This is a genomic window from Azospirillum sp. UENF 211521, assembly GCF_058780535.1.
The window spans coordinates 2,084,257-2,105,583 of record NZ_JBSNCF010000001.1; the positions used below are offsets into that span (position 1 = coordinate 2,084,257).

Annotated in this window: 28 protein-coding genes and 1 riboswitch; of the genes, 10 read left to right on the top strand and 18 right to left on the bottom strand. The window is 69.1% G+C overall.

The window, feature by feature from the left end; translation table 11 throughout:
• Positions 1–2 precede the first annotated feature (2 nt).
• From msrQ to ACWPN5_RS09750, 8 genes are all read right to left on the bottom strand, one after another.
• Positions 3–647 (bottom strand): protein-methionine-sulfoxide reductase heme-binding subunit MsrQ, encoded by a 645-nt coding sequence (gene msrQ, locus ACWPN5_RS09715; RefSeq protein WP_492295309.1) that lies wholly within the window; start codon positions 645–647, stop codon positions 3–5.
• Between the two features lies 1 nt (position 648).
• Positions 649–1,596: a protein-methionine-sulfoxide reductase catalytic subunit MsrP gene (gene msrP, locus ACWPN5_RS09720; protein WP_145690259.1), complete on the bottom strand. Its 948-nt coding sequence runs from the start codon at positions 1,594–1,596 to the stop codon at positions 649–651.
• 119 nt (positions 1,597–1,715) lie between these two features.
• Positions 1,716–2,744 carry a Gfo/Idh/MocA family protein gene (locus ACWPN5_RS09725; protein WP_492295310.1) on the bottom strand — a complete coding sequence of 343 codons (1,029 nt, stop codon included), beginning with the start codon at positions 2,742–2,744 and terminating at the stop codon, positions 1,716–1,718.
• 5 nt (positions 2,745–2,749) lie between these two features.
• Positions 2,750–3,385, bottom strand: a complete 636-nt coding sequence (eda, locus tag ACWPN5_RS09730; protein WP_492295311.1) for a bifunctional 4-hydroxy-2-oxoglutarate aldolase/2-dehydro-3-deoxy-phosphogluconate aldolase — start codon at positions 3,383–3,385, stop codon at positions 2,750–2,752.
• Complete coding sequence (locus ACWPN5_RS09735; RefSeq protein ID WP_492295312.1) at positions 3,382–4,131, bottom strand: GntR family transcriptional regulator; 750 nt, start codon at positions 4,129–4,131, stop codon at positions 3,382–3,384. The genes eda and ACWPN5_RS09735 overlap by 4 nt, the downstream gene beginning before the upstream one ends.
• 22 nt (positions 4,132–4,153) lie before the next feature.
• Entirely contained in the window at positions 4,154–5,086 is a 933-nt protein-coding gene (locus ACWPN5_RS09740; protein WP_492295313.1) for a sugar kinase, read from the bottom strand.
• 149 nt (positions 5,087–5,235) lie between these two features.
• Positions 5,236–6,180: a DMT family transporter gene (locus tag ACWPN5_RS09745; RefSeq protein WP_492295314.1), complete on the bottom strand. Its 945-nt coding sequence runs from the start codon at positions 6,178–6,180 to the stop codon at positions 5,236–5,238.
• Between the two features lie 166 nt (positions 6,181–6,346).
• Complete coding sequence (locus tag ACWPN5_RS09750; RefSeq protein ID WP_145690254.1) at positions 6,347–6,823, bottom strand: hypothetical protein; 477 nt, start codon at positions 6,821–6,823, stop codon at positions 6,347–6,349.
• A gap of 378 nt (positions 6,824–7,201) precedes the next feature.
• Between ACWPN5_RS09750 and ACWPN5_RS09755 the strand changes: the two genes are divergently transcribed.
• The 7 genes from ACWPN5_RS09755 to ACWPN5_RS09785 all read left to right on the top strand — a co-directional run bounded on the left by ACWPN5_RS09755 (position 7,202) and on the right by ACWPN5_RS09785 (position 12,853).
• Positions 7,202–7,996, top strand: a complete 795-nt coding sequence (locus ACWPN5_RS09755) for a response regulator transcription factor (protein ID WP_145690253.1) — start codon at positions 7,202–7,204, stop codon at positions 7,994–7,996.
• Between the two features lie 341 nt (positions 7,997–8,337).
• Complete coding sequence (locus ACWPN5_RS09760; protein WP_014199642.1) at positions 8,338–9,582, top strand: flagellin N-terminal helical domain-containing protein; 1,245 nt, start codon at positions 8,338–8,340, stop codon at positions 9,580–9,582.
• Between the two features lie 125 nt (positions 9,583–9,707).
• A complete protein-coding gene (flaF, locus tag ACWPN5_RS09765) occupies positions 9,708–10,100 on the top strand; it encodes a flagellar biosynthesis regulator FlaF (RefSeq protein ID WP_145690252.1) in 393 nt (130 codons plus the stop codon).
• A complete protein-coding gene (locus ACWPN5_RS09770) occupies positions 10,090–10,542 on the top strand; it encodes a flagellar biosynthesis repressor FlbT (RefSeq protein ID WP_145690251.1) in 453 nt (150 codons plus the stop codon). The genes flaF and ACWPN5_RS09770 overlap by 11 nt, the downstream gene beginning before the upstream one ends.
• 4 nt (positions 10,543–10,546) lie before the next feature.
• The gene (locus tag ACWPN5_RS09775) at positions 10,547–10,939 is read left to right on the top strand and encodes a FlaG family protein (protein WP_145690250.1); all 393 of its coding nucleotides are present in this window, start codon (positions 10,547–10,549) and stop codon (positions 10,937–10,939) included.
• On the top strand, positions 10,936–11,730 hold the full coding sequence (locus ACWPN5_RS09780; protein ID WP_145690249.1) for a DUF1217 domain-containing protein: 795 nt from the start codon (positions 10,936–10,938) through the stop codon (positions 11,728–11,730). The genes ACWPN5_RS09775 and ACWPN5_RS09780 overlap by 4 nt, the downstream gene beginning before the upstream one ends.
• 88 nt (positions 11,731–11,818) lie before the next feature.
• Positions 11,819–12,853 carry a hypothetical protein gene (locus tag ACWPN5_RS09785; protein ID WP_014199647.1) on the top strand — a complete coding sequence of 345 codons (1,035 nt, stop codon included), beginning with the start codon at positions 11,819–11,821 and terminating at the stop codon, positions 12,851–12,853.
• 73 nt (positions 12,854–12,926) lie between these two features.
• On the opposite strand, the gene ACWPN5_RS09790 is transcribed toward ACWPN5_RS09785, so the two are convergent.
• The 9 genes from ACWPN5_RS09790 to ACWPN5_RS09830 form a co-directional block, all read right to left on the bottom strand.
• Positions 12,927–13,463 carry a hypothetical protein gene (locus ACWPN5_RS09790; protein ID WP_211111706.1) on the bottom strand — a complete coding sequence of 179 codons (537 nt, stop codon included), beginning with the start codon at positions 13,461–13,463 and terminating at the stop codon, positions 12,927–12,929.
• Between the two features lie 227 nt (positions 13,464–13,690).
• Positions 13,691–14,761 carry a hypothetical protein gene (locus tag ACWPN5_RS09795; RefSeq protein WP_145690248.1) on the bottom strand — a complete coding sequence of 357 codons (1,071 nt, stop codon included), beginning with the start codon at positions 14,759–14,761 and terminating at the stop codon, positions 13,691–13,693.
• Between the two features lie 21 nt (positions 14,762–14,782).
• The gene (locus tag ACWPN5_RS09800; protein ID WP_014200165.1) at positions 14,783–15,133 is read right to left on the bottom strand and encodes a hypothetical protein; all 351 of its coding nucleotides are present in this window, start codon (positions 15,131–15,133) and stop codon (positions 14,783–14,785) included.
• A 61-nt stretch (positions 15,134–15,194) separates the two neighbouring features.
• On the bottom strand, positions 15,195–15,770 hold the full coding sequence (locus tag ACWPN5_RS09805; protein ID WP_492295315.1) for a RebB family R body protein: 576 nt from the start codon (positions 15,768–15,770) through the stop codon (positions 15,195–15,197).
• Positions 15,767–16,000, bottom strand: coding sequence for a RebB family R body protein (locus ACWPN5_RS09810; RefSeq protein WP_145690246.1), 234 nt, complete (start codon positions 15,998–16,000; stop codon positions 15,767–15,769). Before ACWPN5_RS09810 ends, ACWPN5_RS09805 begins: the two co-directional genes overlap by 4 nt.
• A 125-nt stretch (positions 16,001–16,125) precedes the next feature.
• Positions 16,126–16,398 (bottom strand): RebB family R body protein, encoded by a 273-nt coding sequence (locus ACWPN5_RS09815; RefSeq protein WP_014200162.1) that lies wholly within the window; start codon positions 16,396–16,398, stop codon positions 16,126–16,128.
• A 96-nt stretch (positions 16,399–16,494) separates the two neighbouring features.
• Positions 16,495–16,761, bottom strand: a complete 267-nt coding sequence (locus tag ACWPN5_RS09820; RefSeq protein WP_492295316.1) for a RebB family R body protein — start codon at positions 16,759–16,761, stop codon at positions 16,495–16,497.
• Between the two features lie 91 nt (positions 16,762–16,852).
• Positions 16,853–17,122: a RebB family R body protein gene (locus tag ACWPN5_RS09825; RefSeq protein WP_492295317.1), complete on the bottom strand. Its 270-nt coding sequence runs from the start codon at positions 17,120–17,122 to the stop codon at positions 16,853–16,855.
• 100 nt (positions 17,123–17,222) lie between these two features.
• Positions 17,223–17,513, bottom strand: coding sequence for a RebB family R body protein (locus ACWPN5_RS09830; protein ID WP_014200159.1), 291 nt, complete (start codon positions 17,511–17,513; stop codon positions 17,223–17,225).
• 504 nt (positions 17,514–18,017) lie between these two features.
• Here ACWPN5_RS09830 and ACWPN5_RS09835 point away from each other — a divergent pair.
• From ACWPN5_RS09835 to ACWPN5_RS09845, 3 genes are all read left to right on the top strand, one after another.
• Positions 18,018–18,650, top strand: coding sequence for a YitT family protein (locus tag ACWPN5_RS09835; RefSeq protein ID WP_145690245.1), 633 nt, complete (start codon positions 18,018–18,020; stop codon positions 18,648–18,650).
• A 117-nt stretch (positions 18,651–18,767) separates the two neighbouring features.
• On the top strand, positions 18,768–19,142 hold the full coding sequence (locus tag ACWPN5_RS09840) for a hypothetical protein (protein ID WP_200479493.1): 375 nt from the start codon (positions 18,768–18,770) through the stop codon (positions 19,140–19,142).
• A gap of 128 nt (positions 19,143–19,270) precedes the next feature.
• Complete coding sequence (locus ACWPN5_RS09845; RefSeq protein ID WP_145690243.1) at positions 19,271–20,020, top strand: superoxide dismutase; 750 nt, start codon at positions 19,271–19,273, stop codon at positions 20,018–20,020.
• Between the two features lie 83 nt (positions 20,021–20,103).
• On the opposite strand, the gene ACWPN5_RS09850 is transcribed toward ACWPN5_RS09845, so the two are convergent.
• Positions 20,104–20,784 carry an energy-coupling factor ABC transporter permease gene (locus ACWPN5_RS09850; protein WP_492295318.1) on the bottom strand — a complete coding sequence of 227 codons (681 nt, stop codon included), beginning with the start codon at positions 20,782–20,784 and terminating at the stop codon, positions 20,104–20,106.
• A 172-nt stretch (positions 20,785–20,956) separates the two neighbouring features.
• Positions 20,957–21,195: riboswitch (cobalamin riboswitch) on the bottom strand.
• Positions 21,196–21,327 lie beyond the last annotated feature (132 nt).

The following is a 21,327-nucleotide window of genomic DNA, read 5'->3' on the forward strand; positions in this document are numbered from 1 at the left end:
GCTCAGGTCCGGTAGGACGGGGAGAGCCGCCGCCCCGCCGCCGGCGACTTCGCGTAGCGCAGCGCGACCAGCCCCAGGAGGATCGCCGCGTAGACGAAGGGCGGGTACTGCCAGCCCTTGACCAGCATCACGTAATGGACGCAGCCCGCCGCCCCGGCGACGAACACCGCCTTGTGCAGCGCCTTCCAGCGCCGCCCGCCGAGCCGCCGCACCATGCCGTTGGTCGAGGTCGCGGCCAGCGCCGTCAGGATCACGAAGGCGCCCATGCCGACCGTGATGTAGGGCCGCTTCACGATGTCCTTCCACACCGCCGCCCAGTCGAAGAACTGGTCCACCCCGACGTAAACGGAGACGTGAAGCAGCGCGTAGAAGAAGGCGAACAGCCCGATCATCCGGCGAAAGCGCGCCAGCCCCGCCTGCCCCGTCAGGATGCGCAGCGGCGTGACGGCCAGCGCGACCAGCAGAAGGCGCAGCGCCCACAGCCCGCTCTGCCGCACCGCCTCGGCCACCGGCTCGGCCCCCAGCCCGCCGCTCATGCCCAGCCAGACCATCCAGCCGAGCGGGAGGAGCCCCAGGGCGAACACCGCCGGCTTCGCCCAGCGCGAGGACAACGCCTGGGCGACCGGGCCTTTCGACGTTGCGGCCATCTCAGTAGTTCTTCCGCAGATCCATGCCGGTGTAGAGGGACGCCACCTCCTCGCCATAGCCGTTGAAGGGCAGCGTCTTGCGGCGCGAGAACTCGCCGACGCGGCGCTCCGTCGCCTGGCTCCAGCGCGGGTGGTCGACCTCCGGGTTCACGTTCGAATAGAAACCGTACTCGCGCGGCTGCGAACGGTTCCAGGAGGTCGGCGGCTGATCCTGCGTCAGGGTGATGCGGACGATCGACTTGATCGACTTGAAGCCGTACTTCCACGGCACGACCAGCCGCACCGGCGCGCCGTTCTGGTTGGGCAGCGTCTCGCCGTACATGCCGACCGCCAGGATGGTCAGCGGGTGCATGGCCTCGTCCATGCGCAGCCCCTCCACGTAGGGCCATTGCAGCACGGGATACTTCAGGCCGGGCATCTGCGAGCGGTCGGCCAGCGTCTGGAAGGCGACGTACTTGGCGTTGCCGGTCGGGTCGACGCGCTTCAACAGCTCGGCCAGCGGGAAGCCGACCCAGGGGATGACCATCGACCAGCCCTCGACGCAGCGCAGGCGATAGACGCGCTCCTCCAGCGGGAAGGCCAGCAGGTCCTCGATGCCGAAGGTGGTGGGCTTCCCGACATCGCCGTCCACCGCGATCTCCCACGGACGGGTGCGCAGCGTGCCGGCGTTCTCGGACGGGTCGGTCTTGTCCGTCCCGAACTCATAGAAATTGTTGTAGCTGGTCGCCGACTTCATCGGAGTCTGGGCGTCCATCTTGGGGTCCTTCGGGCTGACCGTCAGCGGGGCCTGGAAGGGCGCGGCCAGCGCTGGGCCCGAGAGGGCACCCGTGCCGCCGAGCGCCAGGGCTGCGGCGCCGCCGGCCATGATCGAGCGCCGGGACAGGAACAGGCCGCGGGGCGTCACCTCGTTCTCGCTGGCTTGCGACGCGCTCCGGACTTTGATGAGCATGAACACTCTCCACAGGAAAGCCGACGGGAGGCGGCAGCGCCCCCCATCCCTCATCTAGCCTTGGTCGCCGCTCCCGGCAAATCAAGCGCGGGACACGAGTTCGTGAGTGTGACGTGAGGTCAGTCTTCCGGAATCGCCGTGACGGCGCCGCTTTCCGAGGATTTGAGGATCGCCTCGATCAGCCGGTGGACCTTCAGCGCCTCCCGCCCGGACACGCGCGGCTGGGTGCCGTGGTCGAGCGCGTCGAGGAAGTCGGCCAGGACGGCGCGGTGGTGGGCGTTGGAGAAGGCCATCGGGTCGGCCCCGCCGCCCAGCGTGCCCGCCGTTTCCCCCGCCTGGACCGTTTCGCCGGAGCGCAGCTGCACCTCCAGCCGGTCGCCGGTCAGCAGGGCGGAGCCGGCGGTGCCGGCGATCTCGATGCGCTCCGGGTAGCCGGGATAGGCCGCGGTGGTGGCGTCCACCGTGGCGAGCAGCCCGCCGTCGTAGCGCAGGGCGGCGCACACCACGTCCTCGGTGTCGATGGGGCGCAGGCCGCTGGTGTTGGCAAAGGCGGCGACCTCCCGCGGCAGGCCGAGCAGGCTGACATAGAGGTCGAGCGTGTGGATGGCCTGGGTCAGCAGCACGCCGCCGCCGTCGCGCGCCTTCATGCCGCGTCCCGGCTGGGCGTAGTAGGCGTCGTCGCGCCACCAGCGCACCACGACGGAGGCCGACAGCGGGCGGCCCAGCGTGCCGGTGCGCAGCAGCTCCGCCAGCCGTTCGGCGGCGGCGCGGAAGCGGTGCTGGAGCATGACGCCGAGCGTCAGCCCGGCGCGCTCCATGCTCTCCACCACGGCGCGGCAGCCGGCGGGCGTGGCGTCCAGCGGCTTTTCCAGAAGGACATGCTTGCCGGCGGCGGCGCAGCGGGCGACGAGGTCGGCGTGGGTGTCCGGCGGGGTCAGCAGCAGGACGGCGGAGACGGTGGGATCGTCGAGGATCGCCTCCGCCCGGTCCACCGCCGGCAGGCCGAAGCGCGCCGCGAAGGCGGTCCGGCGCTCGGCGGACGGGCTGAAGCAGCCCGCCACCTCCACCCGGTCCGCCAGATCCAGCAGGCTCTGGGCGTGCGGCGTCGCCGCCATGCCCAGCCCGATCACGCCGACGCGACGCCGCATCTGGCTCAGCTCTGGGCCAGGGCGGAGGCCTCGCGGGCCAGCCGCTCGATCTCGGACCAGCGGCGCTCCTTGACCGCGTCGGCCGGGGTCAGCCAGGTGCCGCCGAGCGCGAAGACGTTGGGGAGCGACAGGATCTCCTTCACATGCTCGGCCTTGAGGCCGCCGGTCGGGCAGAAGCGGATCTCCGGCATCAGCGGCGCCATGCCGCGCAGCGCCGGGGCGCCGCCGTTCAGCATCGCCGGGAAGAACTTCAGCTCGCGGAAGCCGTGCTCCATGGCGATCAGCGCCTCGGCCACCGTGGCGATGCCCGGCAGATAGGGCAAGCCGGCGGTCTTGGCGGCCTCGGCCAGACGGTCGGTCAGGCCGGGGCTGACGACGAAGCGGGCGCCGGCGTCGCGGGCCTGGGCGAACTGCTCCGGCCGGATCAGCGTGCCGAGGCCGACCAGGGCGCCTGGAACGCGGGCGGCGATGGCCTCCGCGCAGGCTAGCGCCGCGGGGGTGCGCAGCGTCACCTCCAGCGTGTTCAGGCCGCCGGCGACCAGCGCCTCGGCCAGGGCGACCGCGGTGTCCGGCTCGTCGAGGACGAGGACCGGGACGATGCGCGGGCCGGACAGGGAGGGTTCAAGACGCGGGTGGGTCATGTCAGGGCCTCGACAGGAGAGAAGTAGAGTGGGGTGGCGTGCCGCATGTCGTCGATGGTCAGCAGCAGGCCGTCGATGTGGTCGCCGAGCGCCGTCACCGCGCGGTCGGGGTCATGGTCCGCGATGGCGGCGACGATGGCCTCGTGCTCGGCGATGACGGTCGCCAGGCGGCCGGGGTAGGGAAGCGTCATGTGGCGGCAGCGGTCGATCTGCACCTTCACCTGCTGGGTGATCGGCCAGAAACCGGGGTAGCCGGCGATGTCGGCGATCAGCGCGTGGAACGCCTCGTCCGCCTGATGGAAGCCGTCGGCGCAGCCTGAGGCGTCCACCTCGCGCTGGCGCTCCAGATTGGCCTGGAGGGCGGCGACCTGGCTGCGGGTGGCGCGTTCCGCCGCGAAGCGGACGGTCGCCTGCTCCAGCGTCTTGCGGATCAGGTTGGCTTCCGGCAGGGCGGCGATGGGGATGCGGGCCACGAAGGTGCCCGATTGCGGAAAGACCTCCACCAGCCCCTCGTCGGCCAGCCGCAGGACGGCCTCGCGCACCGGGGTGCGGCTGACGCCGAAGGCTTCGGCCACCAGCTTCTCCACGATCGGGTCGCCCGGCTTGCGGGCCAGCGACACGATGTCGGCTCGCAGGTCGCGGTAGATCGCCGCCGCCGCCGTGGTCCCGCGCTGCGACGCGCGGGGCGGCTTGACGATGGCGGGAACGGTCGTGGCCGGGCCCGTAGAAGGTTGGCCTGGGGGCATGGAGGGTCCCTCCGTCAGGGGATCAGCCGTCCAGCACGGACGCCATGGCGTCGCGCGGGATGACGGCGCCGCGGTGCTGGATGACCACGGCGGCGATGCGGTGGGCGGAGCACGCCGCCTCCACCGGGCCGAGGCCCTTCAGGCGGGCGCTGAGGTAGCCGGCGCTGAAGCTGTCGCCCGCCGCGGTGGTGTCCACGACCTTGGCGACCTTTTCCGACGGCACGGTCTCCTCGAGGCCGGGGGCGGAGACGATGCAGCCCGGCTTCTCCAGCTTGAGCACGATTTCGGTCACACCGGCATCGCGCACGCGGGCCATGGCGGTGTCGGCATCGGCGTCGCCGTAGAGGCCGCGCAGGTCCTCGACGCCCGGCAGGGCGATGTCGGCGCGGCGCAGCATCGCGTCGTAGGCGCGCTGCGCCGTCTCGCGGTCGGGCCACAGGCGGGGGCGCCAGTTGGTGTCGAAGGCGACGCGGCCGCCGCGCTCGCGCAGGCGGTCGAGCATGGGGAACAGCACCTCCCGCCCGCGCTCGCCCCAGATGGCCAGGCTGATGCCCGACATGTAGAGCAGGTCGTAGTTTTCCAGATCGGCGACCAGCGCCGGGCTGTCGGGCAGCACGAACAGGTCGCGGGCCGGCGCGGAATCGCGCCAGTAGAGGAAGCGCCGTTCGCCGCTGTCGTCGGTCTCGATCATGTAGAGGCCGGGGACGCGGTTGGGGACGCGCAGCACATGGCCGGTGCCGACCCCTTCGCCTTCCCAGGTGGCGACCATGGCGTCGCTGTTGCCGTCATCGCCCAGCGCCGTCACGTAATCGGTTGCCACGCCCAGCCGCGCCATGTAGACGGCGGTGTTCAGGGTGTCGCCGCCGAAGCCCATGGTGAAGGTCCCGTCGGGACGGCGCACCAGCTCGATCATGCATTCGCCAAGGGCCGCAACCCGGCGCGCGGACTCACCCATCGCCATCCCCCGTCCGACGGACCAACCCCGCCGGTCTGTGCTAAAGAGTTCGAACAGCACGGGTTTTTAGTCCCGTGCCTCCTGGGGGCAAGTATACTAATATATCAATATCCGAGGCAAGGCTTTTCGGGCCCCGGCCGTTGCTGTGGTCATGCGGCGTTTTGCTGCTGCTTCTTGCGCAGCCGCTCGCGGTGGGCGGTGTAGAGGCCGCTGGCGATGATGATTCCGGTGCCGAGGAAGGTCCAGTGGTCGGGCAGGGCGTCGAAGATCAGGAAGCCCAGCAGCGTCGACCAGACGATCTGCACGTAGGAGCAGGGGGCCAGCACCGACGCCTCGCCGAAGCGGTAGGCCTGCACCATCAGCCATTGCCCCATGGTCGAGACCAGACCGATCAGGGCGCCAAGCGCCACCTCCGTCGCGGTCGGCATGGTGACGTTGAAGGGCAGCAGCATCGTCAGCACGGCAAGGCCGGTCAGGGCGGACCAGATCAGGGTGGTGGTGGGGTGCTCCTGCCCGGTCATCTTGCGGGTGATGACCACGCCGGTCGCCCAACTCATCGCCGACAGGATGGGGAAGATGGCCGCCGGCTGGAAGGCCGCCCCACCGGGCCGGATGACGATCAGCACGCCGAGCAGGCCGACCAGCACCGCCGCCCAGCGGCGCGGCCCGATCTTCTCGCCCAGCACCAGGATCGACAGCACCGTGACGAAGACCGGCGAGACGTAGCTGGTCGCCGCCGCCTCGGCCAGGGGCAGATAATGCATGCCCATGATGAAGAACAGCGCCGACCCCAGCATGCCCAGCCCGCGCAGGACCTGGAGGCCGGGGCTGGCGGTCTTCATCACCGGCGGGCCGCCGCGGATCATCAGAGGCAGCAGCAGCGTGGTGAAGCCGACGTACCGCATCCAGCCGATCTCGATGGAGGGCAGCGTCTGGGCCAGATACTTCGCCGTCGCGTCGGAACAGGAGAAGAAGAAGACCGCGGCGACGACCATCAAAATGCCGCGCACGGGATCGTCGCGGCGCTCGCGGCCATGGGACGGCATGGTCTGGGCGGCGGACACCCCTTCCGGGGGTCGGGAGCAGTCGGGCATGGCCGGAGGGCGCTTCCAGGCAGGAGGGCGGCAAGCGGAAGGATGGCCCGGGTCTCGGCCCGGTTGACCGTCAGGTTACTGATATATCATGCCTGGGAACAATGGTGCGGAGCGTCATGGCAGCCATACGGCCCGGCCCCGCGAATCCACAAGACGGGCCTGCGGGTCAGCCGTCGCCACGCTCCGTCGGGGCGGGCGGGCGCAGGGCCGAGGTCACGGCGGGCGCCGGGCGCAGCAGGGGCGTTGGCGGGTTGATCGGCAGATCCATCAGGCCACGGCGGGCGGCGTTGCGCTCCAACTCGTAATCGGGGTCGGGAAAGCGCTGCAAAAGCGTCTCGTAGGTGTCGCGGGCGGCGGCGGGGCAGCCCAGGATGCGAAACGCCTCGCCTTGCCGCAGCAGGGCGCCGGCCTCCGTGCCGCGGTGGTAGGAGGCGAGGCTGGCCGCCACGGCGAACCAGTGGTCGTAGGCGGTCCACAGTGCCTCCACCGTCGGCCCCTCGCACCGCCCGGCCTCCACCGCCGCCTCCAGCGCTTGGCGATAGGCGGTGTCGGGCGCCGGGCTGGTCATCGCGCAGCCGCCCGCCAGCAGGAGAGCGCCCGCAAGCGCGGTTCCGGCAAACGCCTGTCGGTTGCGGGTCGGCATCGGTTCCTCTCCCCGTTCGCATCCTGTCGCCACCAGTGAAATACAACCCGGTTAAAGCCCGGTTCAAGCCTGAGGGATGGCCTGACGGATCGCCCGTGGGATGGCTGGCACGGAGGTTCGGCGTTGCGGGCAACTCGGGAGGAAAATGCTTCGAATTTCGAGGCAAAGAGCAGCCAAGAATCTACGCCTTAACGGATATTAAAAGTCATATAAAAGCAGGCCGTAACATTATCCCTTGAGGTAAGCCGGATGGTTGACTCGCGGTACAGGAAGGCTATTACCTGAGGGTGTGAGAAAATAAAGCACTCGGAATTAAGGAAAATTTTAAGTGCCTTGTCGTCCCGCCCTCTAGTTGAAACCCCTGTTGCGGAGAATCCCATGCGCGCTGTCCTGGTTGAACCGAATCCCCTGATCGCCGACGCGCTCGGCCGTCAGCTCGGCATGGGGAAGATCCGCTACGACCGCCAGGACTGGGCCGGGCTGGAGGAGCTTCTGCAGGAGCAGGGAGCCGACGGGCTGGGCTACGACGCCATCGTGCTCGGCAGCGTCGACGACCCGGCGCGCTGCGTGGCGGCGCTGCGGGCGCATCAGGTCGGGGCGGCGATCCTCTGCCTGCTCGACCGGCGCTGCGTGACGACGACGGTGGAACTGCTGCACGCCGGGGCCGACGACGTGCTGGTCAAGCCGGTGGTCAGCGCCGAGGTGCGGGCGCGCATCGAGGTGGCGCGGCGGCGCTCGCGCGGCCTGCTGAGCAACGCGGTGCGGGTCGGGCAACTGACGGTGTTCCTCGACGGGCGCGACCCGGAGGTCGCCGGCGAGCGGCTGCGGCTGAGCCAGCGCGAGCACGCCATCCTCGGCGTGCTGGCCGCCCACCACCGCCGCGTCGTCTCCAAGGAGCACATCTACGACGAGGTCTACGGCCTGTCCGGCGCCGACCCGCTCGACAAGGTCATCGACGTCTACATCTGCAAGCTGCGCAAGAAGATCGCCGAGGCCACCGGCGGCGCCCGCTACATCGAGACCGTCTACGGCCGCGGCTACAAGTTCGAAGCCCCGCCCGAGCATGAAGAGGCCGTTCCGGCCGCCGCACCCGCCACCGCCGCCCGCCGCTTCCCGGCCATCCCCTTCGCCGCCTCCGGCCTGCATCCCGGCTGTCTGGTCGCCGCCGAGTGACAGCGCCATAATTTCAAAGTCCCGCCCTACCTTCCGCTTTCGACAATTCGCCCTTCCGACATTTTGAAAGACGCCACGGCTGCGGCCCTTCGGGGCACGGCGGCTGAGCCGCTGTGCGCGGTTGCTGCATTTTTATAAAATGCGTGATTACTTTTAAAAAACGCCAATTTTTGAAGACGTGTTCGTTCCCCTGAAAAGGCTGCGGTTTTTTTACTCCGGTTTAAACGGGGTCGGTCACAGTCGAATGGTCGGTTGCGCGCCCATAAAAACCAAGTGGGAAGGCCCGCGCACCCGGCCCCAGCGTCAGAAAGGCGCTCTGCATCTCGCGAATGGAGATACACATGGCCTCGATTATGACCAACACCTCGGCGATGACCGCGCTGCAGACGCTGCGCCGGGTGACCGACGATCTGGCAACCACCCAGGATCGCATCTCGACCGGTCTCAAGGTCAACAACGCCAAGGACAACGCCGCCTACTGGTCCATCGCCACGACCATGCGCGCCGACGTCGCCGGCTTCAAGGCGGTGAAGGAATCGCTGGAACTGGGTTCGGGCACGACCAACACCGCGTCGGTGGCGTCCAAGAACATCGTCGAGAACCTGCAGACGCTGAAGGCCCGCGTCATCGCCGGCCAGACCAACGGCGTCGACAAGTCGCTGATCCAGAACGACATCGACCAGCTCGTCAAGCTGGTGAAGGGCGCCGCCGCCGACGCCTCCTTCAACGGCGATAACCTGCTGCGCATCACCTACTCCAACGACGGCACGGCCAAGGACCAGAACGTCGACATCCTGGCGTCGCTGAGCCGCAGCGCCGGCACGGTCGATCCGAGCTACATCAGCTTCCAGCGCCAGGACATGCAGGTCACCTCGATCGTCGGCAAGGCGACGATTGAGCAGCAGGTGGACTCCACCAACGACCTGAAGGCCAGCGTCGGCATCGCCATCGGTGCGCCGGACACCACCTTCATCGACGGCCAGAACCTGGGCCTGGGCAACCTGACCCTGAACGTCACCAACGAGGCGGGCACCAAGACCGCCGTGACGGTGGACCTGTCGGGCATCGACTACACCACGGATCTGGCGACCACCCAGGGCCTGATCGAGACGGCGGTCAACACGGCCCTGACCGCGGCCGGCGGCGACTTCCAGGTGGCCTTCAACGGCGACAAGCTGGAATTCACCGACCAGGACCTGAACACCGACGGCAACTTCACCGCCAAGGTGGACAGCCTGTGGGTCGGCTCGAAGGAAAGCGACGCCTTCGGCGGCCTGGCCGACCTGACGCAGATCGACGTGACCTCCAACGCCACCAAGTCGCTCGAGGTCATCAACGGCCTGCTCGACAAGGCCATCGGCAAGGCCGCGGTGATCGGTTCCATCGAGAACCGCGTGTCGGTGCAGAACGACTTCGTGTCGAAGCTGACCGACTCGATGAACAAGGGCATCGGCTCCCTCGTGGACGCCGACATGAACGAGGAATCGAGCCGCCTGCAGGCCCTCCAGGTCCAGCAGCAGCTCGCCACCCAGGCGCTGTCGATCGCCAACCAGGGTCCGCAGAACATTCTCTCGCTGTTCCGCTAACCCGGTCCGGCCGGCGTCCCTCTCCCGAGGGGGCGCCGGCCTCTTTTTCCTTGCCCGATCCGGCTCCCTTTTCGCTGCCCCAGCCCCCTTCCGGCGCCCCCGTGCGCGTTGCATAAGGTGCGACCATGAGCATCGCCGCCTACCAGCAGACGATGGCCGAGTGCGAAGACCCGCGCCGCATCGAATATCTGGTCTTCCTCCGCATCACCCTGGATCTGGAGGCCAACCGCGACGCCGGCTGGCGGTCGGCGGCGCTGAAGGACGCGCTGTGGCGCAACCTGGAACTCTGGAACACGCTGCGCGCCGACCTGCTGGAGGACGGCAACGCGCTGCCCGAGGCGCTGCGCGCCGGGCTGGTCTCGCTGTCCTTCTCGGTGGCGCGCCAGACCACCCAGGTGCTGCGCGGCGAAGCCGACGCGAGCGTGCTGATCGACATCAACCGGTCGGTCATGCGCGGCCTGCAGGGCGTGGCCCGCACCGAGGCTCCCGCCGCGATGGAGGCGTCCTATGGCGCTTAAGCTCCGCCTCAAGCCCTGCGAGCGCGTGGTCATCAACGGCTGCGTCGTGCAGAACGAGAACCGCCGCTACACCCTGACCGTCAGCAACTTCGCGCAGATCATCCGCGGCAGCGACATCATGCAGGAGGACGAGGCCGACACCCCCGTCCGCCGCGCCTACTTCGTGATCCAGAGCATGCTGCTGGACCCCCAGGCCGCGGAACAGTACGGCAGCGTCGTCGCTGGCATGATGGCCAAGCTCTACACCGCCTTCATGCATCCGGAGATGCAGGACCGCATCATGCAGGCGATGAGCAACGTCAGCGACCGCGACTACTACAAGGCGCTGGCCTGCCTGCGGCCGGTGATGGCCTACGAGGACGGGCTGCTGAACGCGCAGCGCTCCTCGCGGGACGAGCGCATTCCCGAGACTCGCGTGCCCCAAACCCACGCGGAGGCGTGACGCCATGCCCGCACCCATCCAGGGACTGACCGGCGGCGTGTCCGGCGTCAACGGCGAGCGCGGCACCGCCAGCGCCGACCTGATCGCCGAAGCCCGCCAGCGCCAGGCCGACCGGCTGCGCGCCGCCCAGGCCGAGGCCGTCAAGGCCACCGAGGTGGTCGAGGAAAGCCGGACATCGGCGGAAGCCGACAACGGCCGCCGGCCCGATCCAATCTTGCCCGACCCCATCCCGCCCTACCGCGTCAACCTCGACCCCGGCACGGGCCGCCTGTCCACCGAGGTGCTCGACACCCACACCGGCGAGGTGATCCTGCGCATCCCGCCCTCCTACGCCGACCCGGCGGAGGACGCGGCGGAGGAGAGCGGCCGGCCGGCGACCCCGGAGGTGAAGGCATGAGCACGCTCCAGGATTATCGCCAGATCGTCCGCAACCAGGACCGCTACGACGCGATGATCCGCTCGCGCCCCGACGTGAAGCGCAACATCGCCTATTTCGAGGCCAACATCGGCAAGATCTCCAGCGCCGAGGAGCTGCTGAAGGACGACAAGCTCTACCGCTTCGTCATGGTGGCCTTCGACCTGGAAAGCCAGACCTACGCGCGCGCCCTCATCCGCAAGGTGCTGGACCAGGGGGTGAAGGACCCGGAGGCGCTGGCCAACCGCATGAACGACGCCAAGTTCAAGGAGATGGCCACCGTCCTGTCCTTCAAGGAGACGGGCGGCGCCACGCTGAAGGAGCCGGCGATCGTCAAGGCCATCGTCGACCGCTACATCGACGTGTCGCTGGAGGTGAAGGCGGAGGAGAGCAACCCGGCGGTCCGTCTGGCGCTCTACTTCGACCGCAAGGCGCCGCGCATCACCAACTGGTATCAGGTGATGGCCGACCGCGCGCTGCAGAAGGTGGTCTTCACGGCGCTCGACATTCCCGAGCAGTCGGCGCTGGGCGATCTCGACCGGCTGGTCGACAAGCTGAAGAAGCGCTTCGACATCGCCGACTTCAAGGACCCGGCCAAGCTCGGGAAGTTCCTGGACCGCTTCTCGGCCATGTACGACCTGAAGAACGGCGGTCCCGCGGGAGCCTCGACAAACCTCCCCTACATCGGGCCGATCAACAGCCGCGGACGCTCCTCGATCGTCGCCATCGACCCGTCCATCACCATGTCGCTGCTGAACTTCCCGCGCTTCTGAGCGGCGGCGTTCCGGCTGACCGAATTCCGGGAGACTGGCTGTGCAGCCGAGCCGACAGGCCAGGCCGCCGGGCGCTTGGCCGCACGTCGTGGCCCTGCTGCCCGGCCCGGACGACCGGGACGAGGACACGGCCCGCGACTCCCTTCATATCCTGCCGATGACGATCCTGCCGCTGGAGACACCCGGCCTGCGCCGGGCGCGGCTGATCAAGAACGTCCGGCTGCAGACGGTGGTGGAGCTGTTCAACGACGTTCACGCCGGCAGCGGGCAGGTCATGCCCAGCCAGTTGCCGCTGCATTTCGGCAACCGCTCGCCCGAGTTGGACCGCGACCTGCTGATGATCGGGCAGATCGCCCAGGCCGCCAGCTTCGACGTCTATTCGCTGCGCATCGAGCTGCGCCGCCTGAAGATCGCGGTGGACGAGCACGCGGCACTCCGCCTGTCGCAGCGCCGGAAGGACCAGCTCACCCGCTACATGCGCGTCTTCACCCGGCCGCTGATCGAAAGCGTCTACGGCAGCGACGACGTGCAGGTGCAGAATGTCGAGGACCTGATCCGCCTGTTCGCCGAACCCGATCTGGCGGAGGTGCGCCGCCGGCTGACCATGATGGCCGACCGGCTGGACATCGCCATGGCCGACATCCCGGCCTTCCTGGAGGAGTATGGCGACATCTTCCTGTCGCTGGCCTATTTCAAGCAGTGCCTGGACGAGATCGTCCCCGACGTGCAGGCCTTCCTGGCCTGGATGGACGCGGTGCGCGGTTTCAGCGAGGTCCGCCGCGACGCCCGGCACGCCCGGATGCTCGACGAGGTGGGGCGCGACCTGACGGAGATCGCCGCCTCGATCACCGGGCGCTTCGAGAGCTTCGACAACCGCTCCAAGGACTTCTGGCGCAACATCAACGCCCAGAGCTTCCGCAGCATCCGCGACCTGATCACCAACCACCACGTCACCATCGGCGGGGTGCTGTGCGGGCTGGCGGTGAAGATGGCCCTGTGGAAGGCCCGTTTCTCCAGCGGCGGCGGCCCGGTCCGCCGGCTGGAGTTCATCCGCTCCGAGATCCTGCCGGGCCTGTCGCACATCCGCTCCCTGGAACGCTCGGCGCGGAGCGGAGGGCGGTAGATGCGGTGCCGCCCCGCGCGCCGGGAGACCGCGCGGTGTCGCGGTCATTCCGGGGCGTAGGTCGATGGCGGCCTCAGAGGGCCGGGTCGCCCTTGCTGTTCATCGCCCGGGCGATTTGGGCGCTGGCCGCGGCCATGGCCTGCTGCGCCGCCTCGTTGGCGGCGGTGACGGCCTTCTGCTGCTGCTCGCTGGCCTGCTGCATCGCCTGACCGCCGGCGCCGGCTCCGCTGGCGGCCTGGAGCGCCTGCGACATGGCCTCGTTCGCCTGGGACATCGCGCCCTGTTCGTCGGCGTGGCCGCCGGGGTGCGCGGTCAGGCCGGGAATCGCCTCCACGGCGTGGCCGGCGAGCTGGATGGCCTGCTCGACGGCGGCCAGAGCCTGCTCCGCGGCCGCGTTCACGCTTTTCACCGCGTGGTCGAGCAGCGCGCTGGCGATTTCGGCAGGCGTCTTGGTGCCTGCCTCGAACGGCGCCGTGTCGGCCGGCGGCGGTGCGTTCACCGCTGGCGCCGCAGGGGACGCCGCAAGCGACGCCGCAGCCGGCGTCTCCGGCGTCGCCGGAGCGGCCGACGGTTCAGGGTTGGGGCTGCTGGGGGGCTGGGAAACGCCCATCCTTCGATCTCCTTCGTCCGGTTCGGTTTTGCGATGCGGGCGCCGCCGGGGCTGTCCGAGCCCTCGCCGCCGTCGGCACCTCCGCCGCCGCTCCGGTTGGCCTGGAGGGTGGCGAGGGCGGTGTGGAGGGCGGCGTGGAAGGCGGTGCACAGGGAGGTGCCGATGGGGGCGCCCCGGTCACCGCCGGTCGCGGCGGGGCCTGTGGAGGCGAGTCCTGTCGCGGCGAGTCAGGCGGCGGCGGTGGTGACGGCGGCGGCGGGGGGATCGGGGCGAAAGCAGCGCAGGGAGATCACCCCCGCGGCCCCCATCTGGATTTCCGCCTGGTTGCCCTTGCCGAAGATGGGAAACAGGCAGGACGCGCCGTCCTGGCCCATGATGCCGCGTTGCGGCGGCGTCGCCGACAGCAGGGCCTGCGCGCCGGCGAGATAGCCGGCCACCAACACGCGCACCGCGTCGCCGGTCTCATCCCGGAAGGCGGTGTCGCGGACGATCTGCAGGGCGCCGTCCGACAGGCGGGCGAAGCCGATCGGCCGGCCGCGCTTCTGCCAGTTGGAAACGGCCCGCGCCACCTCCGCCGGGGCGGCCAGCGGGGGAACCTGCGGGCATTCCAGGAATCCGAAGAGCTGCGGCAGGATGGTGTCCAGCGCGCCGCCGGCCCGCTTCTTCCGGTCGTCCGGCGTCGCGGTCAGGGAGCCCAGCCGGTTCACGTAGATCAGGTAGAACTGATAGAAGTCCGCGAACTCCTGCACGGTGCGCGCCTGCTCCACCGCGAAGGCGGCCGCCTCCTTCTGAAGCTCGGGATTCGCGGTTCCCTGGCTTTCCTTGCGGTAGAGCAGCTCCTGCACCGCCAGCTGCTCGTCGAAGCCCATGAACTGGAAGACCGGAGCCCCGGAGACCCCCAGCCCGGCGAGGAAGGACGCGCTGGCGGCGAAATCGTCCTGCGTCAGGAGATTGTGGTCGGCGAGGATGCGCTTGACCTGGGCCGACACGGTGGCGCTGGTGTCGCCGGATTCGGCGTCGGCCAGCGTGCGCAGGCTGTCCACCCCCAGCGTCATCAGCTTCACCGGGCTGACCATCAGCTTCAGATTGGGCAGCAGGGCCAGCCGCGTTGCGTGAAGGCCCTGCTGGACCTGCTCCACGAGCGTGCTCTCGTCCGGGAAATCGTAGCGCGGACCGGCGTTGCTGATGGCCCAATCGAGCCACTCCGACCCGCCATCGATGAAGGCGAGCGCAAGCCGCCCCAGGTCGGTCAACCCGGCGCGGTTCTGGATCATCTTGTTGGCGACAGAGACGGTCATGGTGGGACACCTGCGTAAGGGTCAGCTCGACGGGAAGCTATTCAGGACCGTGGAGGCCGCGGTACCGATGCTGGTGAAGTCGTTGGCGGCGCTGGTCATCATTCCCTGCGCCTGGGTCAGGGCGGTGACGTATTTCGGGTCGCCGGTCGCCAGAAGCTGCGCCATCGCGACACCGATCGCCGTGGTGGCGATGGTCGAGACGTTGCGCAGCGTGTCCGTCGCGTCCTGCACGGCCATGGCCGTGGACTGGGCGACCGCCTGATAGGCTTTCCCCGCGCCGCTGGTGGTGACGACCTGCTGGCTCATGGTCGCCGTCTGCGTCTGGTTTATGACGTCAATGATCTGGGCATTGACCTTCGTGGGCTCCGACATGAAGGCTCCTCGCTCGTTGTGGCCTGGACGGCCGGCCGCTGGGGGATGGGCGCGGGGTCAATCACGACCCGCCGCTGACGGTGCTGTTTCCAGTGCCGCCACTGACGGTGCTGTTTCCAGTGCCGCCACTGACGGTGCTGTTTCCAGTGCCGCCGCTAACGGTGCTGTTCCCGGTACCGCCGCTGACGGTGCTGTTTCCGGTGCCGCCACTGACGGTGCTGTTTCCGGTGCCGCCGCTGACGGTGCTGTTCCCGGTGCCGCCATTGACGGTGCTGTTCCCACCGCCGCCGCTGACCGTGGAGGGCAGGGTGGTGAGCGAGGTCGTCAGCAGCGGGGTCAGCGGCTGCAGCGGCGACGCGCTGCTCCCGGAGGTGGGCGCGCCCGAGGGCGGAGGCGGGGGCGTGGTGGGGAAGGGCACGGACAGCATCTTGGCGCAGGCGGCGGTGACCGCGGCGGAATTGACCATGCCGGCGTTCTGCTGGCGGTGCACGGCGTTGTGCATCGCCATGCCGAGCGTCTCGACCATCACGGCGTCGAGCATGGCGAACGACTGCGCGGGGGACTGTCCCGTCAGAAGCGTGACGATGTCCGACGTCGCGTCGATCACCTGGGTGTTCACGGTGCCTTCGTCGCTCATGATTTTGCGGTTCCCTTGGTGATGATCAGCGTGAGGACCTGGGCGAGCGCGGCCTCGGTGATGACCTGGGCGCGCTGCTGGTTGGCGACGGCGTTCTGCATGGCCAGGCCGAGGCTGTTGGCCATGGCGACGTAGGTCATGTCCATCGCCAGGGATGGGGTCAGGCCAAGCGGTATCGCCGTGTTCGCCGCGACCGATCCGGCAAGACTGGAGGAGCCTCCATCCGGCATTCGCACACTCCTGCCTTCAGGCTGCTGCCACTGGCTTCTGCGGATGCGGGCTTATGCGCGACCGGGCGCTTCAACCTGCAGCGGAGGCCGCCCCCGGTGTCCCGAGGGCGGCCCGCCAGCTCTCCTTAGGAGAGGCCCAGGATCTGGGTGGTGACGACGCCGGTCGAGGCCGTGTCGACGGAGTACAGGGTCGACAGGCCCTGCGTGGTGGCCGCCTGCATCACCACGTAGGACTGCTGCTGGTTGTTCGTGGCGTTGTGGGCCGCGTTCGACAGCGCCTGGCTGGTGGCGACGAACAGGTTGCCCATCGCGACGGCCGGGGCGTCGCCCAGGACCTTGGTGTTGACCTGGGAGACCGAGTCCGTGATCTGGTTGTTCAGGGCGGTCGGGAAAGCCATCGTGTTTGCTCCTTACATCAGATGTTGCGTTGGTTCGAGGCCAAAGCGCCGGCGGCGGTGCGGCGGACGGCGGCGGGTGCCGCGTCCGCCGACCGGTCAGCCGAGGAGCTTCGACGTGGCGGCGCCGGTGGTCGCGGTGTCGATGGAGTAGAGCATCGCGACGCCCGTCGTCGTGGCGGCCTGCGCCGTGACGTACATCTGCTGCTGCGCCAGGGTCGCGTTGTGGGCCGCGTTGGCCAGCGCCTGGGCGGTGGCCTGGTACAGGTTGCCCATGGCGATCGCCGGCGAGCTGCCAACGACCTGGACGTTGCTCTGGGCTACGGAATTGGTGATCTGGCTGTTGACTGCCGTCGGGAAAGCCATCTGACGTTATTCCTTGGCGAATGGTTCGGGATGGATGGCCGGCGGCCCGTTCCGGATGCCCGCGGGCGCCCGGTCCTGGCCGGTCGGCTCATCAGCTCCCCAGGATCGACTTGGTGGCGACGCCGGTGGAGGCGGTGTCGATCGAGTAGAGCGTGGCGACGCCCATGGTCGTGGCGGCCTGCATGGTCACGTAGGACTGCTGCTGGTTGTTGGTGGCGTTGTGGGCCGCGTTGGCCAGCGCCTGGGCCGTGGCCTGGAACAGGTTGCCCATGGCGATCGCCGGGGCGTCGCCCAGGACCTTGGTGTTGGCCTGGGTGACGGAATTGGTGATCTGGTCGTTCACGGCGGTCGGGAAAGCCATTTGTTCGTCCTCTTCGGTTGTCTGCCGCCCGCCCGCGATCCCTCATGGAAGGCGGGGTGGCGCAGGTGGTTTGAAACGTCGACGGCGGCGCGGGGCCGGCTTACGAGCCGAGGCCCTTGACGCCGGTGCTGAGGATGCTCTTCGTCGCCACGCCGGTGGAGGCGGTGTCGATCGAGTAGAGCGTGGCCACGCCCTGGGTGGTGGCGGCCTGCGCGGTCACGTAGGACTGCTGCTGGGCGTTGGTGGCGTTGTGGGCCGCGTTGGCCAGCGCCTGAGCCGTGGCCTGGAACAGGTTGCCCATGGCGATCGCCGGAGCGTCGCCCAGGACCTTGGTGTTGGCCTGGGTGACGGAATCGGTGATCTGGTCGTTCACGGCGGTCGGAAATGCCATTGTCTTTCCTCACTGGTGGGGCCGGTTTCAAAGGCGGCCGCTGGTGGCGTCGATCATTCACGCACCCCCATGCGACCATGGGATGCGCGAACAGCGGACGGTGCGACTGTAGCGATGTGAGGTGTCGGCCGATTGGTCTATCCGGCGAAAGACTCCGCCGCATCGCGCGAACTTTGTGCGTCTGGGTTGCGCCATGGCCGGCAATGCGGGGAAAGCGTGTGACGCCGGCCGGACCGATTCTTGCGCGGCGGGAGCAAGAACGCTGACGGGGCCGCGCAACGCCGCGTCCCGGCGCCGCCGACCCGGTCGTTGGAGACCGGCGCCATCCGGCGGAATCGATGGCCGGGGCCCCGGCGACGGGGGATGGCGCAGCGACGCCCCGCGGATTGAGGGGGGCGCCAACGAACTCACGCCACTCTATTCTTGGTCTGGTCTTTGATGCTACTGTCAAAAGGGATCGAAGTCTGGAAGGTGCCCAGCGTGCTCAAGAAAAGTGCAGTATCCGTGGCTGCCAACACTGCCATTGCAACAAATGAAACCAAACGGGCGTCGCACAGCGCATTTGATAATGCGCAGGGGCAGCTGTTCGGCATCATCATGACCGCGTTCGGGATTTCCATCCTCCATGCCGCCGGATTGATCACCGGACAGGCGGCGGGGCTGTCCTTCGTCATCGCCTACGCCACGGGGCTGGATTTCGGCCCGGTGTTCTTCGTGGTGAACCTGCCCTTCTACGCGCTGGCGCTGGCGCGCATCGGCTGGCGCTTCACCGCCAAGTCGCTTCTGGCGGTGACGAGCATCTCGGTGCTGACCACCCTGGCCCCGCAGGCGATCCGCTACGACGCGCTGCACCCCTATGTGGCGGCGGTGCTGGCGGGCTTCTGCATCGGCATCGGGGTCATCGGCCTGTTCCGCCACGGCTCCAGCGGCGGCGGGGTGGGCATCCTCGCCTTCTACATCCAGGAGAAGACGGGCTTCCGCGCCGGCTGGCTCCAGGCCATGTTCGACGTGGTGATCTTCTCCATGGCGGTCTTCGTCATCGATGGGAAGGCGGTGCTGGCCTCGATGCTGGGGGCGGCGGTGCTGAACGCCTTCGTCGCCTTCAACCACCGGACGGACTGGTACGTGGCCCGCTGAGGGCCGCTTCCTTCGGCGGCGACCGGCGGGGCTAATCCGTAGGGGCCTTTGCCGCGGCGGCGTTATCGGTTGGATGATGACCTACCCGATCGAACGAACCCCCGGAGCCCTTCCGCCATGCCGACACCGCCGCAGGGAACGCCCGACCGTGGGCTGAAGCCGTTCATCCTCGCCATTCATCGCGAAGCGCTGGTCACCGCCGCGGCCAAGGGACTGACCGGCACCCTGGCGCAGGTCGCCGCCCTCCAGGACACCGCCAGCCTCGCCTCGGCCAGGGCCGGACGCCCCGTCACGGAGGAGGAGGTGATGCGCCTTCTGCTGCGCGAGCGCCGCGCCCGCGGGATCCTCGAGGCGGCGGAGACGGTCCCGGCCGCGCCGGTCCGCAAGCCGTCGGCCGCACCGTCGCGGTTCCGTCTGGGGCGTTGGCGGACCGTGGCGCTGGGCATGGCCCGCGTGTCGTCCGCCGGGTTGGCGGGAAAGGCCCGCCTGTAGAAATCGGTCGGCGCGCGGTGCGCCGGTACCGAGTGACTACGCCCATTGCCCTGTTGAGTGAGTTGGGAGGCGCACTGAGGCTGTGGCTTCCCCGCCGTTCGGCACGAAACACAACATTGGGAGGTCTCATGTCCGTTCGCCTGGATCGCCGCCAACTGCTGCTGTCCGCCGGCGCCGCCGCGCTGGTGCTGGCCGCGGCGCCGCGCTTCGTTTGGGCTCAAGCAGCAGGCCAGGCACCGGGCGGCAAGGGCTTCACGCTGCCGCCGCTGCCCTACGCGCCCGCCGCGCTGGAACCGCACATCGACGCGACGACGATGAGCGTGCACCACGACAAGCACCATCAGGCCTATGTCGACAACCTCAACAAGGCCCTCGCCAACCATGGCGATCTCCAAGCGATGCCGCTGGCCGACCTGCTGAAGCGCGTGCCGGAGCTTCCGGAGAGCATCCGCACCGCGGTGCGCAACAACGGCGGCGGGCACGCCAACCACAGCATGTTCTGGAGCATCATGGGGCCGAACGCCGGCGGTGCGCCGGACGGCGAGGTCGGGGCAGCCATCACGCGCGACTTCGGCGGCTTCGACGACTTCAAGACGCGCTTCAACACGGCGGGCGCCGGGCAGTTCGGCAGCGGCTGGGTCTTCGTCACCGCCGACCCGTCGTCGGGCAAGCTGGCCATCGCCGCCCGCCCGAACCAGGACTCCCCGGCCATGGAGGGGGTGCCCGTGCTGATGGGCAACGACGTGTGGGAGCACGCCTATTACCTGAAGTACCAGAACCGGCGCGCCGACTATCTGGCGGCCTGGTGGAACGTCGTCGACTGGGGCGCGGTGAACCGCCGCTACGCGGCGATCCGCAAGGGCGAGCTGGTGATCTGACCGGTCCGCTGATCGGAAACGGAAAAGGGCGGCGGGGATGTCCCCGCCGCCCTTCCTGCGAACCATCCGGTCCGAAGCGCCGGTCAGGCGCCCTGGTGCAGGCGGATGTTGAACAGCGGCCCCTGGCTCTGGCGGCGCAGCGTCTTGGCGACGGCCAGCACGGCGAGGTCGGCCAGCGGCTCGACGATGATGACGGTCATGTAGGCGGCGCCGAAGGAGGCGACTTCCGTCACGGTCTCGGCGGTGAAGCCGTGGCCGTAGAAGGCCCAGAAGGCCACCCAGGCGACGATGCCGCCCTGGTAGGCGGTGGAGAGGGCCAGCGCCTGCGAATACTTCAGGTCGACATAGGGGGTGGCGTCGGGAACGATCCGCTTCGCCAGCAGGCTGATGCCCCACAGCGGGACCAGCAGCGTGGTGACGTTCATGCCGTACTGCGGCAGGTCGAAGGGCGCGAAGAACAGGCCCTGGATCAGCAGGCCGGCGGCGAGGCCGATGGAGGCCGCACCGGCGCCGAACAGCAGGAGCAGCGTCGAGCCGAGGATCAGGTGAACCTCCGACACGCCCACGGGGTGGTGCGGGAACACCTCGAAGAAGCTGAAGACCAGCGCGGTGGCGATCAGGCTGCGCAGCACCAGCGGCGCGACCCCGCCGTTGTTGCGGACGTCGTCGCGCGCCAGCTTTCCGGCCATCGCGAAGCCGCCGGCGGCCGTCGCGTAGCTGAGAGCGATCTTGGCGCCGTCGACGACGCCGGGTTCGATGTGCATGCTCTATGCCCTTTCCGAGTCTGCCATGCGTTGGGAGGGCGTCGTTGCTGGCAGGCACCGGCATCGCAACCCCCTTGGTCCCCTGGATGGGCGCACCGGGGGACGGCTTGCGGAAGACGGGCGGCCGTCGGGCCGGACATCGGCAAGCGACCACCGGGGCACCCCGCCCGAGGACGTACGTTCGGTTACGGCAGGTCTCCTGGCTCGCGGGTCAAGGCGGCATCGTCCGGCCTTCCCGGCGCCCGTTCCCGCAGGCGGCGCCAGTGACACGGAAAGGACGAGGCCGCTCACCGCTCACAGTTGCGGGGGCAGCGCCGGATTTGCCGTTTCTCCCCGATTGGGGCGACGCACCGGCTTCCCTCTTAGCCCCGCGACCGGAGGACGCGGGGAACCATAACCGGCGCCAGGGTAGGGGCGGGGTCCCCCGCCGTCAAGAGGGGGATGGCGACCCATCGGGGGAGTCGCACGGCTTCCTTGACACCGCTCCCGCGGAACCGACAAGGTCCGGCGGACTGCGCGAGGCCGGATCAACGGGCGAAGGAC

Coding starts and splice junctions, on each gene's coding strand:
- ACWPN5_RS09750 (WP_145690254.1), bottom strand. CDS start 6,823: ATGCCGACCCGCAACCGACAGGCGTTTGCCGGAACCGCGCTTGCGGGC.
- ACWPN5_RS09770 (WP_145690251.1), top strand. CDS start 10,090: ATGGCGCTTAAGCTCCGCCTCAAGCCCTGCGAGCGCGTGGTCATCAAC.
- flaF (WP_145690252.1), top strand. CDS start 9,708: ATGAGCATCGCCGCCTACCAGCAGACGATGGCCGAGTGCGAAGACCCG.
- ACWPN5_RS09735 (WP_492295312.1), bottom strand. CDS start 4,131: ATGCCCCCAGGCCAACCTTCTACGGGCCCGGCCACGACCGTTCCCGCC.
- msrQ (WP_492295309.1), bottom strand. CDS start 647: ATGGCCGCAACGTCGAAAGGCCCGGTCGCCCAGGCGTTGTCCTCGCGC.
- ACWPN5_RS09740 (WP_492295313.1), bottom strand. CDS start 5,086: ATGGGTGAGTCCGCGCGCCGGGTTGCGGCCCTTGGCGAATGCATGATC.
- ACWPN5_RS09820 (WP_492295316.1), bottom strand. CDS start 16,761: ATGGCTTTCCCGACGGCAGTCAACAGCCAGATCACCAATTCCGTAGCC.
- ACWPN5_RS09850 (WP_492295318.1), bottom strand. CDS start 20,784: ATGCACATCGAACCCGGCGTCGTCGACGGCGCCAAGATCGCTCTCAGC.
- ACWPN5_RS09780 (WP_145690249.1), top strand. CDS start 10,936: ATGAGCACGCTCCAGGATTATCGCCAGATCGTCCGCAACCAGGACCGC.
- ACWPN5_RS09825 (WP_492295317.1), bottom strand. CDS start 17,122: ATGGCTTTCCCGACCGCCGTGAACGACCAGATCACCAATTCCGTCACC.
- ACWPN5_RS09775 (WP_145690250.1), top strand. CDS start 10,547: ATGCCCGCACCCATCCAGGGACTGACCGGCGGCGTGTCCGGCGTCAAC.
- ACWPN5_RS09840 (WP_200479493.1), top strand. CDS start 18,768: ATGCCGACACCGCCGCAGGGAACGCCCGACCGTGGGCTGAAGCCGTTC.
- ACWPN5_RS09745 (WP_492295314.1), bottom strand. CDS start 6,180: ATGCCCGACTGCTCCCGACCCCCGGAAGGGGTGTCCGCCGCCCAGACC.
- ACWPN5_RS09845 (WP_145690243.1), top strand. CDS start 19,271: ATGTCCGTTCGCCTGGATCGCCGCCAACTGCTGCTGTCCGCCGGCGCC.
- ACWPN5_RS09795 (WP_145690248.1), bottom strand. CDS start 14,761: ATGACCGTCTCTGTCGCCAACAAGATGATCCAGAACCGCGCCGGGTTG.
- eda (WP_492295311.1), bottom strand. CDS start 3,385: ATGACCCACCCGCGTCTTGAACCCTCCCTGTCCGGCCCGCGCATCGTC.
- ACWPN5_RS09760 (WP_014199642.1), top strand. CDS start 8,338: ATGGCCTCGATTATGACCAACACCTCGGCGATGACCGCGCTGCAGACG.
- ACWPN5_RS09725 (WP_492295310.1), bottom strand. CDS start 2,744: ATGCGGCGTCGCGTCGGCGTGATCGGGCTGGGCATGGCGGCGACGCCG.
- msrP (WP_145690259.1), bottom strand. CDS start 1,596: ATGCTCATCAAAGTCCGGAGCGCGTCGCAAGCCAGCGAGAACGAGGTG.
- ACWPN5_RS09815 (WP_014200162.1), bottom strand. CDS start 16,398: ATGGCTTTCCCGACCGCCCTGAACAACCAGATCACGGACTCGGTCTCC.
- ACWPN5_RS09830 (WP_014200159.1), bottom strand. CDS start 17,513: ATGGCATTTCCGACCGCCGTGAACGACCAGATCACCGATTCCGTCACC.
- ACWPN5_RS09790 (WP_211111706.1), bottom strand. CDS start 13,463: ATGGGCGTTTCCCAGCCCCCCAGCAGCCCCAACCCTGAACCGTCGGCC.
- ACWPN5_RS09755 (WP_145690253.1), top strand. CDS start 7,202: ATGCGCGCTGTCCTGGTTGAACCGAATCCCCTGATCGCCGACGCGCTC.
- ACWPN5_RS09810 (WP_145690246.1), bottom strand. CDS start 16,000: ATGCCGGATGGAGGCTCCTCCAGTCTTGCCGGATCGGTCGCGGCGAAC.
- ACWPN5_RS09800 (WP_014200165.1), bottom strand. CDS start 15,133: ATGTCGGAGCCCACGAAGGTCAATGCCCAGATCATTGACGTCATAAAC.
- ACWPN5_RS09805 (WP_492295315.1), bottom strand. CDS start 15,770: ATGAGCGACGAAGGCACCGTGAACACCCAGGTGATCGACGCGACGTCG.